Source organism: Rhizobium sp. SRDI943, from assembly GCF_057653695.1.
This window is the reverse complement of record NZ_JBYGKN010000003.1, coordinates 112,829-126,150: the sequence shown is the minus strand read 5'-3', so window position 1 is coordinate 126,150 and position 13,322 is coordinate 112,829. Positions and strand designations below refer to the sequence as shown.

Here is a 13,322-nt window from a genome sequence, read left to right as displayed (position 1 = left end):
CTTTGCACTCCATCGCGACAGACCGATGACAATTGCAATGCGCAGCCTCCCGGTTCGAACACGGATCGGCAAGACAGGACGCGCCGAGGAGGGCGGAATGAGCCATCACAGGATTACCGGCGTTTTCAGCGCCTCCGCAACGCCGCTGACGGCGGACAACAGGCCGGATTTCGCCCTTTTCACCGACCATTGCCGGCAGCTGCTGACCGAGGGGTGCCATGGCGTGGCGCTGCTCGGTACGACGGGCGAGGCCAATTCCTTCTCCGGAGCCGAGCGCCGTGCCATTCTGGAAGCAGCACTGAAGGCCGGCATTCCCGCCGACAGGCTTTTGCCGGGCACTGGCGTCGTCGCCATTCCCGAGACTGCGGAATTGACCCGGCACGCGCTGTCGCTTGGCGTCACCAAGGTGGTGATGCTGCCGCCTTTCTACTACAAAGGCGTTTCCGACGATGGTCTCTTCGCCGCCTATTCGCAGGTGCTGGACAAGGTCGCCGACACGCGCTTGCAGGTCATCCTCTATCATATTCCGCAGGTCTCAGGCGTTCCGCTATCCATTCCGCTGATCGGGCGGTTGATTGCGGCCTTCCCGGAGACGGTGGTCGGCATCAAGGAATCTGCGGGAGATTTCAACAACATGCAGGCGATCATCGCCGCCTATCCCGGCTTCTCGGTGCTCGCAGGCGCCGATCCGCTGTTGTTGCCGCTGCTGAAGGCCGGCGGTGCCGGCTGCATCACCGCCACCTCCAATCTCGTGGCGAATTCGCTGCGCACCGTCTACGACCATGTCCATGACGAGGCGCGCGCCGCCGATGTCGAGGCGGCGCAGGCCCGCATCAACGCCTATCGTACGCTTTCCAATTCCTACGTCCAGATCCCGACCATCAAGGCGATGGTGGGGCTGAAGACCGGCAATCCCGCCTGGAAGCGTACGCGCGCGCCGTTGATGCCGCTCGGCGATGCCGACTATGCCGCACTCGCCGAAAGCTACGCCAAGCTGCCTTGAGGAGATCCGTCATGATTTTTACCGGCCTGCCTCCGGAAGCCATTCCGGCCCTGATGACCGGGGCCATCGCCCCTCACCCCACGATCGAGGGTCGTGCGGATGCCTATCTGCCCTCCCCCTGCATCCAGAACCATGCCGCAAATCTCGCCTTCCTGCCCGACGGCACGCTGACATGCGTCTGGTTCGGCGGCACGATGGAGGGCATGGGCGACATCTCGATTTACATGTCGCGGCTGGCGCCGGGCTCCGGGCGATGGTCTGTGCCGGAAAAGATGAGCGACGACCCGGAGAAATCCGAACAGAACCCGTTGATTTTCAACGCTCCAGACGGAAACGTATGGCTGCTCTATACCTCGCAGACTTCCGGCAATCAGGACGGTTCTGTTGTCAAATGCCGGATTTCAGGTGATGGCGGCCAGACTTTCGGCCCGGTCCAAATTCTCTGCGACAGTCCCGGCACTTTCGTTCGCCAGCAGATCGTCGTCAACGGCAGGGGCGATTGGCTGCTTCCGGTCTTCCGTTGCGTCGGCCTGAATGGCCAGCGCTGGAGCGGCGATGCCGATACGGCTGCGGTGCTGATGTCACGTGATGGCGGCGCGAGTTGGCAGATGCGCGATATTCCAGACAGTATCGGCGCGGTGCACATGAACATCCTGCCGCTTGGCGGCGACGAGATGATCGCCTTCTACCGCAATCGTTTTGCCGAAGAGATCCTGTCCAGCCGATCATCCGATGGCGGCGAGACATGGAGTGCGCCCGAGCCCGCCGAACTGCCGAACAACAACTCCTCGATCCAGGCCACGATCCTGAATGATGGAGCAATCGCAATGGTTTACAACCATTCGAATGCCGGCATGTCGGATGCACGTCGCCAGTCTCTCTATGACGAAATCGAGGGTGGCGATGCTGGAGAGACCACCGTCGTTGCCGATACCAGCGCACGCAAGGCCGTCTGGGGTGTTCCACGTGCGCCGCTGAGCCTGGCGATATCAAGGGATGGCGGCAAGAGCTTTCCGCATCGCATCGATCTCGATACCGGCGACGGCTTCTGCCTCAGCAACAATTCGAAAGAGTCGCTGAACCGCGAGTTCTCCTACCCCTCGATCGTCCAGGGCGGCGACGGCACGCTGCATATCGCCTACACCTACTACCGGCGCGCCATCAAATATGTGCGCCTCGCCCCGCAATCCCTGCCGTGAGCAAAGCGGCAGCCGGAAAATTGTAAACCTGCATCCGATCGCAAGGATGCAGGATGGCAACGGCTGCGGGTTGACGGACGGGGAAATTGACAACAGGCTCAGATTATTCACCGCCGTCGCAAAGATGATGGGCCAGCGGTGCATGAAATGCCGGCATAACCATGACGAATTTCATAACACACTGATATCTTTATCGATATTGGCACAGCAACGCCGCGTTGAAGCGCGCTCGAGCGCACGTCAGATGATAAAAACTTCTGCTCTCTGGAATGCTGGCTTGACATTGACCTTACAACTTTACATTAAAGAGGACGATGATATTGCCGCAAGATCTTGCAGGGAGGACTGGTTCATGGCCAGCTTGGATTCGCCGATCACGATAGTTCGGCCGCATCTGATCGAATTCGGCGTCGGCACGGCGGGAAAGCTCGGCAAATGGGCCGCCGAAAAGGGCTATCGTCGCACGCTCGTCATCTCCGATGCCTTCAATGCCTCGCGCATCGACGTACTGGAGCTGAAGGGCGAGGTAACCGTCTTTGCCGAAGTGACGCCCGAACCGGATACGGCCAATCTCGCAAAGGTGCTGGCGGCGGCAAACGCCGCCGATGCCGAGCTGATTGTCGGCTTCGGCGGTGGCAGCGCCATGGATCTAGCAAAACTTGCCGCCGTGCTTGCCGGCTCTGCCCAGACGCTGCACGAGGTCGTCGGTCCGAACAAGGTGCATGGACCGCGCAAGGTAGCGCTTGCCCAGGTGCCGACGACATCGGGCACCGGCAGCGAGGCCGGCATCCGTGCGCTTGTCACCGATCCGGCGACGATGGCAAAGCTTGCCGTCGAAAGCCTGCATATGCTGGCCGATATCGCCGTCATCGATCCTGCTTTGACCTTCAGCGTCCCGGCTCGCACGACGGCCGCCACCGGCGTCGATGCCATGGCCCATTGCGTCGAGGCCTTCACCAACCGCAAGGCGCATCCGATGGTCGACATCTATGCGATCGAGGGGACGCGGCTCGTCGGCAAATATCTCGCCCGCGCCGTCAAGGACGGCACCGACGCTGAAGCGCGCGCCGGCCTCTCGCTCGCCTCGCTTTACGGTGGCTTCTGCCTCGGCCCGGTCAACACCGCCGGCGGCCATGCGCTCGCCTATCCCCTCGGAACGCGCTGGCATGTGGCCCATGGCGCGGCAAATGCGCTGATCTTTCCGCATGTTCTCGCCTTCAATACACCGTCCGCGCCTGAGAAAACCAAGGCGGTGATGGAGGCGCTTGGGTGTGAAACCTCCGGCAACGTCACCTCCGTCTTCGATGCGGCTTATGCTTTCTGCGCCGAACTCGGCATCGAGATGAAGCTCTCAGGCCTCGGCGTGCCGGAAAGTGATCTCGACGCCATGGCCGACGACGCCTTTGCCATTCGCCGTCTGCTCGATAACAATCCGCGAGATCTCTCTCGGGCCGACATTCGCGCGATTTACGCGGCTGCCTTTTAAGCGGTAAGGTTTTTTAGAAGGGACTCGATCGATGGACAGGAATGCGAAAGTTGCCGTGACGCTCGGCGATCCGGCCGGCGTCGGCCCCGAGGTGATCGTCAAGGCCTTGGCAGCCCTTCCGAGGGAAGAGCGCCGCGATTTCGTGATCGTCGGCAATGTCGAAGCGCTGGAGCGCGCCGACCGCGTCACCGGCACCGGACTGCGGTTCGGGCCTGCGGATGCACCCGGTGACGACAGGATCGCCGTCGACGAAGTGGCGCTCGGTGCGGCTCTACCTGAGATCGGCAAGGTCAGCCCCGTCGCCGGCGATGCCTCGGTGCGCTACATCACCCGCGCCGTCGATCTCGCCATGTCGGGTCAAGCTGACGTCATCGTGACCGCGCCGATCAACAAGGAGGCGATGAACCTCGCCGGCCATCACCATGACGGCCATACCGGGCTGCTCGCGCATCTCACCGGCTCGAAGAGCTCCTTCATGCTGCTTGCCTCCGAGCGGCTGAACACCATCCACGTCTCCACCCATATCTCGCTGAAGGGTGCGATCGAGCGCGCCAAGACCGAGCGTGTTCTGGCCACCATCGAAGCTGGCCATCGACACTTCCTGCGGCTTGGCAAAACAGCGCGCATCGCCGTCGCCGGCCTCAATCCCCATTGCGGCGAAAACGGCCTGTTCGGCACCGAGGATACGGAATTCCTGGCGCCCGCCGTCGAGCAGGCGCAGGCAAAGGGCATCGACGTCGTCGGTCCGATCTCCGCCGATACGGTGTTTGCCCGCGCCTATAACGGCGCCTTCGATCTCGTCATCGCCCAGTATCACGACCAGGGCCATATCCCGATCAAGCTCGTTGCCTTCGACACGGCGGTCAACGTCTCGCTCGGCCTGCCGATCGACCGCGTCTCGGTCGATCACGGCACCGCCTTCGACATCGCCGGCACTGGCAAGGCAAACCACGTCAACATGCTGTCGGCCATCGCCTATGCCAGGCTGATGGCCCGCTCGCCGCGGCAGAGAGCGTGATCGCGGCTTCCATGAGGACCAACAAGCGCCCATCGCCGACACAACGATTTTGAACTTCGTTATGACATCCAATAGCAGAACCGGACTCTGTCGTTCAGGAGCGTCCCGCCGTTGACGCGTCGACATTCCAAGACTACATAGCTAGACAGTCTAGCTAGGAGCAGAATCGATGGAATGGCAGTTGCAGGACGCCAAGAACCAATTTTCGAAGGTCGTGCAGAAGGCCCGACAAGAAGGGCCGCAGGTGGTGACCGTGCGGGGCGAGCGTACGGCCGTCGTTCTGTCCGCGCGCGACTACGACGCCCTGCGTGCCGGTAGGCCGACCCTCGTCGACGACTTGCTCGGTGGCCCCGCCTGGGACGATGAGTTCGCCGATGCGGTAGAAGCACGCAACAAGACTCCAAGCCGCGACGTTGCCTTCTGATGTATCTGGTCGACACCAACATCGTCTCGGAGGCGCGACGCGGCACGCCGCAGGCGGTCTCCTGGCTGCGCTCCGTCGGTCCGCTCACCATCCACCTGAGCGCGTTGACGCTTGGCGAGATCATGCGCGGCATTGCCCTCAAACAGAAATCGGATCCGAAGACCGCGGCGCATCTCACCGAGTGGCTGCGCAAGCTGCGTTATGATCATGGCGACCGGATCCTGCCGGTGACCGACGAGATCGCCGTCGAATGGGGCCGCATCGCCGCCATCCGGCCGCGTGGCGATATCGACGGGCTGATCGCCGCAACCGCGATCGTTCATGATCTGATTGTCGTCACTCGCAATGTCGGCGATTTTGACGACACCGGCGCAGCGGTGATAAATCCATGGGAGACGGACGCGTGAGCAGTCGAGGCAGCCACTTCCTCGTTTAAAATGGCCTCCTGTGCCTTTGGATAAAGGCCTTGGCTACGTCGGGCCGAGAACTATTGTCGGCGCGTTTGGTGGCAGCATCATGATCTGCTGACCAAGCCTCATCTGTCCGGCGTTTTGATCTGCTCAGCGGAAACGTTGATTGCACCGCAACCCGTCACATGCCGAACAAGCGACGATCCCAGAAGACCGGTTGGTGGAGGCTGGTGGTGATCGACGGGAATTCCGGGTGGGCCGGATTGATCAGCACGTTGCGGTCGGCGCGGGCGACGACGCTTGGGACCAGCAGGATGGCGCTGCGCTTTTCCTGGCACCAGCGCTCGCCGAAAGCCTTGCTGACGTTTGCCGGCATGCTGTCCCAGCCGGGCAGCGCGGGCTCGGAGAAAACCTCGTAGCTTAGCCCACGCGGTAGGGTGATCGTGACATAGTGCTGATTGGGTGGCAGCCGCCCGCTGCCATGGACGAGCTTTTCGAGCAGTGCCGTCGAATAATGCTCGCTCGTATAGATGATCGGGCTGCCCGACGTGTTCCACCGGCCAGGCGCGATGGTCGAGCCGGTGGCGTCGAAGATCGGATAGGTTCCGTGGGGATCTCCGATGCGGACGGATGTCAGTGTGCGGTCAAGAACCTGTGCGCTCACGCAGCGCTGCCGTATTTCAGGCTTCCGAGAATATCGAGCACGAGCTCGCCGCCGATCTCGCTCTGGATGACCACGTCGATCGGCCGCCTGTCCTCAAGCATTGCATGCGGCCGAAACAGGAAGTCGCGGGCCTCGATCTCGGTCTGCCAGACATCGAGCGCCTGGCCCCAGACGCGCGCCAGACGGGCGAGCTTTATGCCCTCGTCGGAGGAGAGCCGATGCTTGGACTTGCGCCGCTCATAGGTGGCCTTCGGAACGAGCCGATACTTGAACTGAGTATCATCAGGCGCCAGAAGCAGCGCCATGCGATCAAGCGCCTTGACCGGCAAGCCTTCCTCGATGCTGGAGAGCAGGCCAAAGGCCGAGCGCGACGCCGGTTCCCGGGCGGGCAGTCCGAGAACGTCTGCGATGACTGCAAATCCCATCATGACAAAGCTCCTTATCACTTGAGGATATATCTAGCCTCAAGTGAGGCGATGTTCAAGGGTGCCATCCCGGCTTATCTTCGATAGCGGCGGATTGCCGTGCGCGCGAGAGACCGCTATCTTTACCTAAGGCACACGAACAATGAAGGAGGTTGCCTATGTCACCGCGGGACGCCTGATCCAGCAATATCAAGACTTCTGCCTTTCCAAGGGCATCAATTTCATACGCATCGAATCCGTACGGCCGCATGACGATACCACGCTCTTCTGCAGCGCTGGAATGCAGCAGTACAAGCCCCTCTTCTCCGATCCCTCCCATAGTGGAACCGTCGCAAACAGCCAGGCTTGCCTGCGCATGGGCGACCTCGACGAGATCGGCGACGGAACTCATCTTCTCCATTTCTCCATGCTCGGCCTTTTCTCCTTCAGGGAAATGACCGTCGGCAACGCCATCGATTTCTGGCTCGAGTTTCTGGAAACGGTAGGGCTCGTGCCGGATCATGTGACGATCCATCCCGACCGCCTGGTGGAATGGACGCCGCTCTATGGCGGGCGCGTGCCCATCGTGCCGGATCCCGAATGCATATGGAGCGATGGCGGCATCAGCGGATACTGCACCGAGTTCTACAAGGATGGCGTCGAGATCGGAAACATCGTCAATCCGCTCGGAACCTGCATCGACGTCGGCTTCGGCGCGGAACGCCTCGACATGATCGTCAGCGGCGCGCCGCAAGACGATGCGCTCGGGACACTGTGCGAGACGGTCATGACCATCGTGGAAAGCGGCTACCGGCCGGGCAATAAGGAGCAGGGATACGTCTTGCGAAAACTGCTCCGCCGCATCCACAAGATGGGCGGCACGCTCGATCATCCCTTCTTCGCGGAAGAGGTCGAACGCCAGAAGCGACTGCGCGCCAAATATCTGCGTTTGCGTGACCGCCATTCCGAGATGAGTCCCGACTGGTGGTTCGACACCCATGGCATCGATCTCTCCGACATCGGGGAGACGATGGACGAATAGCGGAAGCAAGGCCTCCCGCAGACAAAGCGGGAGGCCTTGCCATATGCCGGAAAGTGTCAGCGTTTTGGCCATCCCCTGTTTGCCCAGGCGATGAGCCAGTCATGGAGATGTGCTGCCCGCATTGAACGCTTTCAGTTGCGCGCCGGCTGCAGCCGACGGAAAATCCGCTCGATCTGGGCAACAGCGGCAAAAAAGACGATGCCGGAGAAAGAGGCGAGCACGACGGCGGCAAAAAGCCTTTCCGCCTGATAGTTGAATGTCGACTGGATGATCACTGCGCCCAGCCCCTGGTTCGAGCCGATCCACTCCCCGACGATCGCGCCGATCACACAGGTGGTTGCCGAAATGCGCAGCGACGCAAAAAGCAAGGGGGCGGATCGTGGGGCGCGTAAGCGCCAGAACGTCTCCCACCCGCTCGCCGAAAGCACATGCATCAGGTCAAGCTCGCTCGCAGTCGCCAGATTGAGGCCCCGGGCGGTATTCACCAGGGTTGGGAAGAAGCAGATCAGAGCAGCAATGATGACCTTCGGAAGCATGCCGAGGCCGAAGATGAGGATGATGATCGGCGCGAGCGCCAGCACGGGGATGGTGTTGAAGAGCAGGACGACGGGAAAATAGGCGGCCTGGAACCGCGGATTATAAACAAAGGCAACCGCCAGGATCACGGCGAGACTATTGCCCAAGAGGAAGCCGAGGCCCGCCTCACCCCATGTCGGAACGGCATTCGACAGAAGGAAGCGCCATTCGATGCCAAGCGTGCGCAGGATCGCCAGCGGCGTTGGAACGATATAGGCCGGAATACCGAGCGCCGGCACCAGCCACTGCCAAGCGAGAATCAGCGAAAGGGCGCCGATAACAGGAAGGCCGATTGCCTCGGCGAATGACAACGGACGATGCATCATGCAGCCGAACTCCCCTGCTGCAACAAATGGCGCAGATGGGCGGCTGTCTCCTGGACATCGAGACTCTCGCGCCGACAGAGGCCGCGCTCGTCTTTCAGGGGCGCAAGATCGATCAACGCCTGGACGCGGCCCGGATTGGCCGCCAGCACCAGCACGCGTCCGCCGAGATAGATCGCCTCGACGACGCTGTGGGTGACGAACAGGATGGTCGTGCCGGTCCGGCGCCAGACGTCCAGAAGCTCGTCGTTCAGTCGTTCGCGGGTGATCTCGTCGAGCGCACCGAAGGGTTCGTCCATGAGCAGGATATCCGGCTGGCATTGAAGCGCGCGCGCAATGGCGACACGCTGGCGCTGGCCCCCGGACAGTTGATGCGGATAGCGGTCGGCCAGATGCGACAGGCCGACCAGTTCGATCCAGTGGTCGGGCCGCGGATCGACCGATCGCGAGACGCTGTTCTTCCCCACCTGCAGCGGCAGCGCGACATTCTCTTTCACGGTCCGCCACGGCAGCAGCGTTGCGTCCTGAAAGACGAAGGCGACCTCGCGCCGCCGGCGCGCCTCCGACGCTGTCCTGCCGAGCACCGACAGCCGCCCGTCAAGCGGCGGGAGAAGATCCGCCACGGCACGCAGCAAGGTCGACTTGCCGCAGCCAGAGGGACCGAGAATGGTCAGAAACTCGCCCCTGCCGACGCTGAGGTCGACGCCGGACAGAATGCGGGTCGTCTCGACAGCGCCGGCATAACCGACAGCCAGATCCTTGGTTTCGATGGCCGCTGCTTCAGGCAAATCCGCTCTCACGCAATCTTCGGGCGGTCGTCCGCCGTCATGTCCAGGATTTTGGCCGTATAGCAGTCCTCCAGCTTCGGCGCGCCGCTCTTGAACTGGCCGATCTTGTCGTAGACGGAAATCTGTTCGGCAAGCGCCGCCGGATCGAAACTGCCCCAGCCATCCTTACCGGTTGCTGCGTCGAAGCTCAGCGACAATATGCGCGGTATCGTCTTCAGCTCCACGGCAAGGTCGAGCTGCGGATAGGCCTCCACTGTCAATTTGACCGCCTCTTCGGGATGGTCATGCGTCCAGGCCCAACCCTTGGCGACCGCACGCAACACCTTTGCCAATGTCTCAGCATGGCCGGTCACGGCATCGTCGGTGGCAAAATAGACGTTGGCGTAGGACGGCAGGCCCGTGTCCTTCATTATCAGATCAATGCGGTCGGGGCCGATGATGGAAAGGGCTTGCGTGTTAGTGATCCATCCGGTCACTGCATCGACCTGACCGGTCATCAGCGGCCTCATGTCGAAGCCGATATTGGTGATGGTCAGGCTCGAGGGATCGATATTGTTCTTCAGCAGGATGGCATCAAGGACATAACGAGCCGTCGGCTGGATGCCGATGCGCTTGCCGATCATGTCCTTGACGGTGCGGATCGGCGCCTTGGGCAGCGAATAGAAGGCGAAAGGCGCCATGCGGAAACCGCAGGCGAAGATCTTGATCGGCACGCCGGATGACCTGGCAAGAAGAAGCTGTGCCGAATCCGAGAACTGGCCGAGCTGCGCATCACCCGTGATCACGGGCGGCACCGTTGCCGAATTGGGACCGCCAGGGGAAAACTCGACGTCGAGACCCTCGGCCTCGAACAGCCCACGCTTGACTGCGACGATATCGCCGATCTGTCCGTTGCTCATCAGCCAGTCATATTTGATGACGACCTTGGATGCGGCGGCTTTGGAGTGACGCGGCACGAACACGCTGATCCCTGCCGTCGCTGCAGCAAGGGCAAAGGCTCCGCCCTTCAGGACGGTACGCCTGCCGACCACGATTTGTTTGTCTTCCCCGTTCATTTGTTTGCCTTTCCCCTTGTTGGATTGTTGGACGACCGACCGATTGCGCTCGCTATTGCGGGCCGATGTCACCGATCGGGCCACCTGCGGACCACGCATAGATTTCCCAGAGATTGTCGTCAGGATCGGCGAAATAGACGCATCGCGCGTTCCAGACATAATCCTGCGGCGGCGCGTGGAAGAGCACGCCCGCAGCTTTCAGCTCCGCATAGGCAGCATCGACCTGCTCTGGCGAGGCGAGCTCGATGGCCGCGCAGGCCTTGTGCGCACCTTGCGGGGCACGGCGGCTTGAGACACCGGTATTCTCGGCGATATGCTCGATCTCCCAGAGCGCCAGCGTCACGCCCGCCCCTTTGAAATCGGCAAAGCCCGGAGCCCGGCGGCGCGGCTTGAAGCCAAGCCGCTCGACATAGAAGGCCGATGCTTTGTCGATGTCCTCGACTAAAAAGCAGATGTCGGTAATCGGATTGGTTTGGGCAAAAGCGGTCATATGGGCCTCCTGATGGGAAAAGCCTCGCAGACCGCAGCCTCAAGAGATTTCAAATTCGTGCGGTTGTCTTTCGCAAAGCTGCTGATCTGTCATCGGCAAGAGCCGGCTCAAAGACGGACCGAACGCTGGTATTCCTTCGGTGTCGCCCCCATCAGACGGCGAAAGACGCTGGAGAAATGCGCCTGGCTGGAAAAGCCTGTGGCATAAGCGATGTTTGCGAGCGTCTCCTTGCCATCGGCGAGGTAAAGCCGTGCTCGTTCGATCCTGCGTTCGAGAACGAAGCGATGCGGCGCCATGCCAGCCGCCCGTTTGAATTCCCGGCTGAAGTGAAAGGGGCTCATATGGGCCACCCCGGCCAGTTCCTCCACACTCAGATCGGATTTGCCAAGCAGGTTTTCGATGTAGTCGATCACCCGTCGAAGGTTCTCCGATGTCAGCGGACGATCGCCGGCTTCAGGTTTGGCGCCCAGCAGTTTTACAACGCAACAGGCGAGCGCCATCCCCAGATGCTGCATCAAAAGCGGGTCGTCGCGCCTGGTCTTCTCGGCGGCAAATGCAAGGGAGAGCGCGACCTGCAGCGTTGTCGGATCAGTCGTCGCGCTGAGCGCATCACTATCCCAATGCTCGGAATCGAAGCGAGAGCCGCCAATGCTGCTGTAGAGCGCAGGTGACTGGAAGATCGAGATATAATCCGCCGCATCGCCATCGACTTCAAGGACGGTGGCGGCCGGTTGAAATCCGAGGGTGAACGGCGGCCTCTCAACTTTGCGGAATGCCCCGCTTCCAAGCCGATAGGCATATTTGCCGTGCGCCGTGCGGTTGATCGAAATTCGATGAAGGGAGCCCCTCGAAACCATTTGCCCCGCGGCGCTACGATAGGTCTCGACAATCATGTCGCGTTGAACGAAAGCCTTGTAGCCTCCAAGGGATGGCCGGCTTATTGAGAAAATCTGCGGGTCGATATCGGGCATTGTTTCATTCTCCCTGGCAGGGGAGAGGCAAGTTGCGCGCCAAGTGGAGCGAAGCTTCGCGCTGGATATCAACGTCGCAGCATAAAACCCGACGGTGCCCCGTTAAATCGTGATTTTACGCCTGCTGTCGCGCCACACGGCACCGCGGCCCGGCAGGAGTTCGCCTTCGGCAAATTTGCTCGCATGCGCAAGAATTATGCAGTGCATGTTCTTCTTGATCGGTGGCTGCAGACTCATCGACCGCTCTGAAAACCGCCGAGGCCTCCGGAATCATCCCTGGTCGCGGGAAACCGCGGCCAGGGAAGAGCTTTCGTTTTGTCCACTCTTTCCCCCGGAGATCGTTCTTTTGGAAATTCGTTCCTATCCATCCGCATTAATCCATTTAATCTATAGACATAATTAATTGGAGAGAAATTGCGATGAATATCGAAAAGTCTGAAAACGGTCTCGGAAGACGAGAGCTGCTGAAACTGTCTGCGGCGGCCGGGGTCGCCGTCGCCGGTGCATCGCTCATCGGACAGAAGTCGGCTTTTGCCGCGGGCGAAGAACTGTCGCTGAAAGGCAAGCGCATCGCCATCAGCGCAACCGGCACCGATCACTTCTTCGACCTGCAGGCCTATAATGCCCAGATCGAGGAGGTAAAGCGCCTCGGTGGCGAGCCGATCGCCGTCGATGCCGGACGCAATGACGGCAAGCTCGTCTCGCAGCTGCAGACGCTGATTGCCCAGAAGCCGGATGCGATCGTTCAGATCCTTGGAACGCTCAGCGTCATCGATCCCTGGCTGAAGAAGGCGCGCGATGCCGGGATCCCGGTTCTGACCGTCGACGTCGGTTCGACCAATTCGATCAACAACACCACCTCCGATAACTGGGGCATCGGCAAGGACCTGGCGCTGCAGCTCGTCTCCGATATTGGCGGCGAAGGCAATATCGTCGTCTTCAACGGCTTCTACGGCGTAACCCCCTGCGCGATCCGCTACGACCAGCTGGTCAATGTCGTCAAATATTTCCCGAAGGTCAAAATCCTCCAGCCGGAACTGCGCGACGTCATCCCGAATACCGTGCAGGACGCCTTCACGCAGATCACGGCGATCCTCAACAAGTATCCGGAAAAGGGTTCGATCAAGGCGATCTGGTCGGCCTGGGACATTCCGCAGCTTGGCGCGACCCAGGCCTTGGCGGCCGCCGGGCGGACCGAGATCCGCACCTACGGTGTCGATGGCAGCCCGGAAGTGCTCCAGCTCATCGCCGATCCGAATTCGCCAGCCGGTGCCGATGTCGCCCAGCAGCCGGCGGAAATCGGCCGCACCGCCATCCGCAACGTCGCCAAGCTGCTCGCCGGCCAGACGCTGCCGCGCGAGACCTATGTTCCGGCACTGCTCGCCAACAAGGCCAATGTCGGCGAAGTCACCAAGAAGCTCGGCATCGGCTGACACTGAACACGAGCGGTCCGGTCATCGCCGGATCGC

General features: G+C 61.1%; 15 protein-coding genes. 8 read left to right on the top strand and 7 right to left on the bottom strand.

The features are described from left to right. The first annotated feature begins 97 nt into the window (after window positions 1-97). From AC245Y_RS31895 to AC245Y_RS31870, 6 genes are all read left to right on the top strand, one after another. Window positions 98-1,003 (top strand): dihydrodipicolinate synthase family protein, encoded by a 906-nt coding sequence (locus AC245Y_RS31895; protein ID WP_017997103.1) that lies wholly within the window; start codon window positions 98-100, stop codon window positions 1,001-1,003. 11 nt (window positions 1,004-1,014) lie between these two features. Further along, the gene (locus tag AC245Y_RS31890) at window positions 1,015-2,202 is read left to right on the top strand and encodes a sialidase family protein (RefSeq protein WP_017997102.1); all 1,188 of its coding nucleotides are present in this window, start codon (window positions 1,015-1,017) and stop codon (window positions 2,200-2,202) included. A gap of 352 nt (window positions 2,203-2,554) precedes the next feature. Next, on the top strand, window positions 2,555-3,688 hold the full coding sequence (locus AC245Y_RS31885) for an iron-containing alcohol dehydrogenase (RefSeq protein WP_017997101.1): 1,134 nt from the start codon (window positions 2,555-2,557) through the stop codon (window positions 3,686-3,688). Between the two features lie 31 nt (window positions 3,689-3,719). Continuing rightward, window positions 3,720-4,706 (top strand): 4-hydroxythreonine-4-phosphate dehydrogenase PdxA, encoded by a 987-nt coding sequence (pdxA, locus tag AC245Y_RS31880; protein ID WP_017997100.1) that lies wholly within the window; start codon window positions 3,720-3,722, stop codon window positions 4,704-4,706. Window positions 4,707-4,875: 169 nt separating this feature from the next. Beyond that, window positions 4,876-5,130, top strand: a complete 255-nt coding sequence (locus tag AC245Y_RS31875; protein ID WP_011649626.1) for a type II toxin-antitoxin system Phd/YefM family antitoxin — start codon at window positions 4,876-4,878, stop codon at window positions 5,128-5,130. Further along, entirely contained in the window at window positions 5,130-5,537 is a 408-nt protein-coding gene (locus tag AC245Y_RS31870) for a type II toxin-antitoxin system VapC family toxin (RefSeq protein WP_017997099.1), read from the top strand. The genes AC245Y_RS31875 and AC245Y_RS31870 overlap by 1 nt, the downstream gene beginning before the upstream one ends. Before the next feature lie 184 nt (window positions 5,538-5,721). Here AC245Y_RS31870 and AC245Y_RS31865 read toward each other — a convergent pair whose 3' ends face one another. Together AC245Y_RS31865 and AC245Y_RS31860 are read right to left on the bottom strand one after the other, a co-directional pair. Beyond that, window positions 5,722-6,204, bottom strand: a complete 483-nt coding sequence (locus AC245Y_RS31865; RefSeq protein WP_017997098.1) for an RES family NAD+ phosphorylase — start codon at window positions 6,202-6,204, stop codon at window positions 5,722-5,724. Further along, a complete protein-coding gene (locus AC245Y_RS31860; RefSeq protein WP_017997097.1) occupies window positions 6,201-6,632 on the bottom strand; it encodes an antitoxin Xre-like helix-turn-helix domain-containing protein in 432 nt (143 codons plus the stop codon). The genes AC245Y_RS31865 and AC245Y_RS31860 overlap by 4 nt, the downstream gene beginning before the upstream one ends. Before the next feature lie 139 nt (window positions 6,633-6,771). Here AC245Y_RS31860 and AC245Y_RS31855 point away from each other — a divergent pair, with 139 nt between their 5' ends. Further along, window positions 6,772-7,650 (top strand): alanine--tRNA ligase-related protein, encoded by an 879-nt coding sequence (locus AC245Y_RS31855; protein ID WP_012760171.1) that lies wholly within the window; start codon window positions 6,772-6,774, stop codon window positions 7,648-7,650. A gap of 131 nt (window positions 7,651-7,781) precedes the next feature. On the opposite strand, the gene AC245Y_RS31850 is transcribed toward AC245Y_RS31855, so the two are convergent. The 5 genes from AC245Y_RS31850 to AC245Y_RS31830 form a co-directional block, all read right to left on the bottom strand. Further along, a complete protein-coding gene (locus AC245Y_RS31850) occupies window positions 7,782-8,552 on the bottom strand; it encodes an ABC transporter permease (protein WP_017997096.1) in 771 nt (256 codons plus the stop codon). Beyond that, window positions 8,549-9,337 carry an ABC transporter ATP-binding protein gene (locus tag AC245Y_RS31845; protein ID WP_020487141.1) on the bottom strand — a complete coding sequence of 263 codons (789 nt, stop codon included), beginning with the start codon at window positions 9,335-9,337 and terminating at the stop codon, window positions 8,549-8,551. The genes AC245Y_RS31850 and AC245Y_RS31845 overlap by 4 nt, the downstream gene beginning before the upstream one ends. Window positions 9,338-9,345: 8 nt before the next feature. Continuing rightward, window positions 9,346-10,392, bottom strand: coding sequence for an ABC transporter substrate-binding protein (locus AC245Y_RS31840; protein ID WP_017997094.1), 1,047 nt, complete (start codon window positions 10,390-10,392; stop codon window positions 9,346-9,348). A 52-nt stretch (window positions 10,393-10,444) separates the two neighbouring features. Continuing rightward, entirely contained in the window at window positions 10,445-10,882 is a 438-nt protein-coding gene (locus AC245Y_RS31835) for a VOC family protein (RefSeq protein ID WP_012760175.1), read from the bottom strand. Window positions 10,883-10,989: 107 nt separating this feature from the next. Beyond that, complete coding sequence (locus AC245Y_RS31830) at window positions 10,990-11,853, bottom strand: helix-turn-helix transcriptional regulator (protein ID WP_026157686.1); 864 nt, start codon at window positions 11,851-11,853, stop codon at window positions 10,990-10,992. A gap of 419 nt (window positions 11,854-12,272) precedes the next feature. Here AC245Y_RS31830 and AC245Y_RS31825 point away from each other — a divergent pair, with 419 nt between their 5' ends. Further along, on the top strand, window positions 12,273-13,286 hold the full coding sequence (locus AC245Y_RS31825) for a sugar ABC transporter substrate-binding protein (RefSeq protein WP_017997091.1): 1,014 nt from the start codon (window positions 12,273-12,275) through the stop codon (window positions 13,284-13,286). The last annotated feature ends 36 nt before the right edge of the window (window positions 13,287-13,322 follow it).

Bases quoted from the DNA above. Each gene is read 5' to 3' on its own strand.
- AC245Y_RS31835 (WP_012760175.1), bottom strand. From the start codon at position 10,882: ATGACCGCTTTTGCCCAAACCAATCCGATTACCGACATCTGCTTTTTA.
- AC245Y_RS31825 (WP_017997091.1), top strand. From the start codon at position 12,273: ATGAATATCGAAAAGTCTGAAAACGGTCTCGGAAGACGAGAGCTGCTG.
- AC245Y_RS31830 (WP_026157686.1), bottom strand. From the start codon at position 11,853: ATGCCCGATATCGACCCGCAGATTTTCTCAATAAGCCGGCCATCCCTT.
- AC245Y_RS31850 (WP_017997096.1), bottom strand. From the start codon at position 8,552: ATGATGCATCGTCCGTTGTCATTCGCCGAGGCAATCGGCCTTCCTGTT.
- AC245Y_RS31895 (WP_017997103.1), top strand. From the start codon at position 98: ATGAGCCATCACAGGATTACCGGCGTTTTCAGCGCCTCCGCAACGCCG.
- AC245Y_RS31885 (WP_017997101.1), top strand. From the start codon at position 2,555: ATGGCCAGCTTGGATTCGCCGATCACGATAGTTCGGCCGCATCTGATC.
- AC245Y_RS31855 (WP_012760171.1), top strand. From the start codon at position 6,772: ATGAAGGAGGTTGCCTATGTCACCGCGGGACGCCTGATCCAGCAATAT.
- AC245Y_RS31890 (WP_017997102.1), top strand. From the start codon at position 1,015: ATGATTTTTACCGGCCTGCCTCCGGAAGCCATTCCGGCCCTGATGACC.
- AC245Y_RS31875 (WP_011649626.1), top strand. From the start codon at position 4,876: ATGGAATGGCAGTTGCAGGACGCCAAGAACCAATTTTCGAAGGTCGTG.
- pdxA (WP_017997100.1), top strand. From the start codon at position 3,720: ATGGACAGGAATGCGAAAGTTGCCGTGACGCTCGGCGATCCGGCCGGC.
- AC245Y_RS31870 (WP_017997099.1), top strand. From the start codon at position 5,130: ATGTATCTGGTCGACACCAACATCGTCTCGGAGGCGCGACGCGGCACG.
- AC245Y_RS31860 (WP_017997097.1), bottom strand. From the start codon at position 6,632: ATGATGGGATTTGCAGTCATCGCAGACGTTCTCGGACTGCCCGCCCGG.
- AC245Y_RS31840 (WP_017997094.1), bottom strand. From the start codon at position 10,392: ATGAACGGGGAAGACAAACAAATCGTGGTCGGCAGGCGTACCGTCCTG.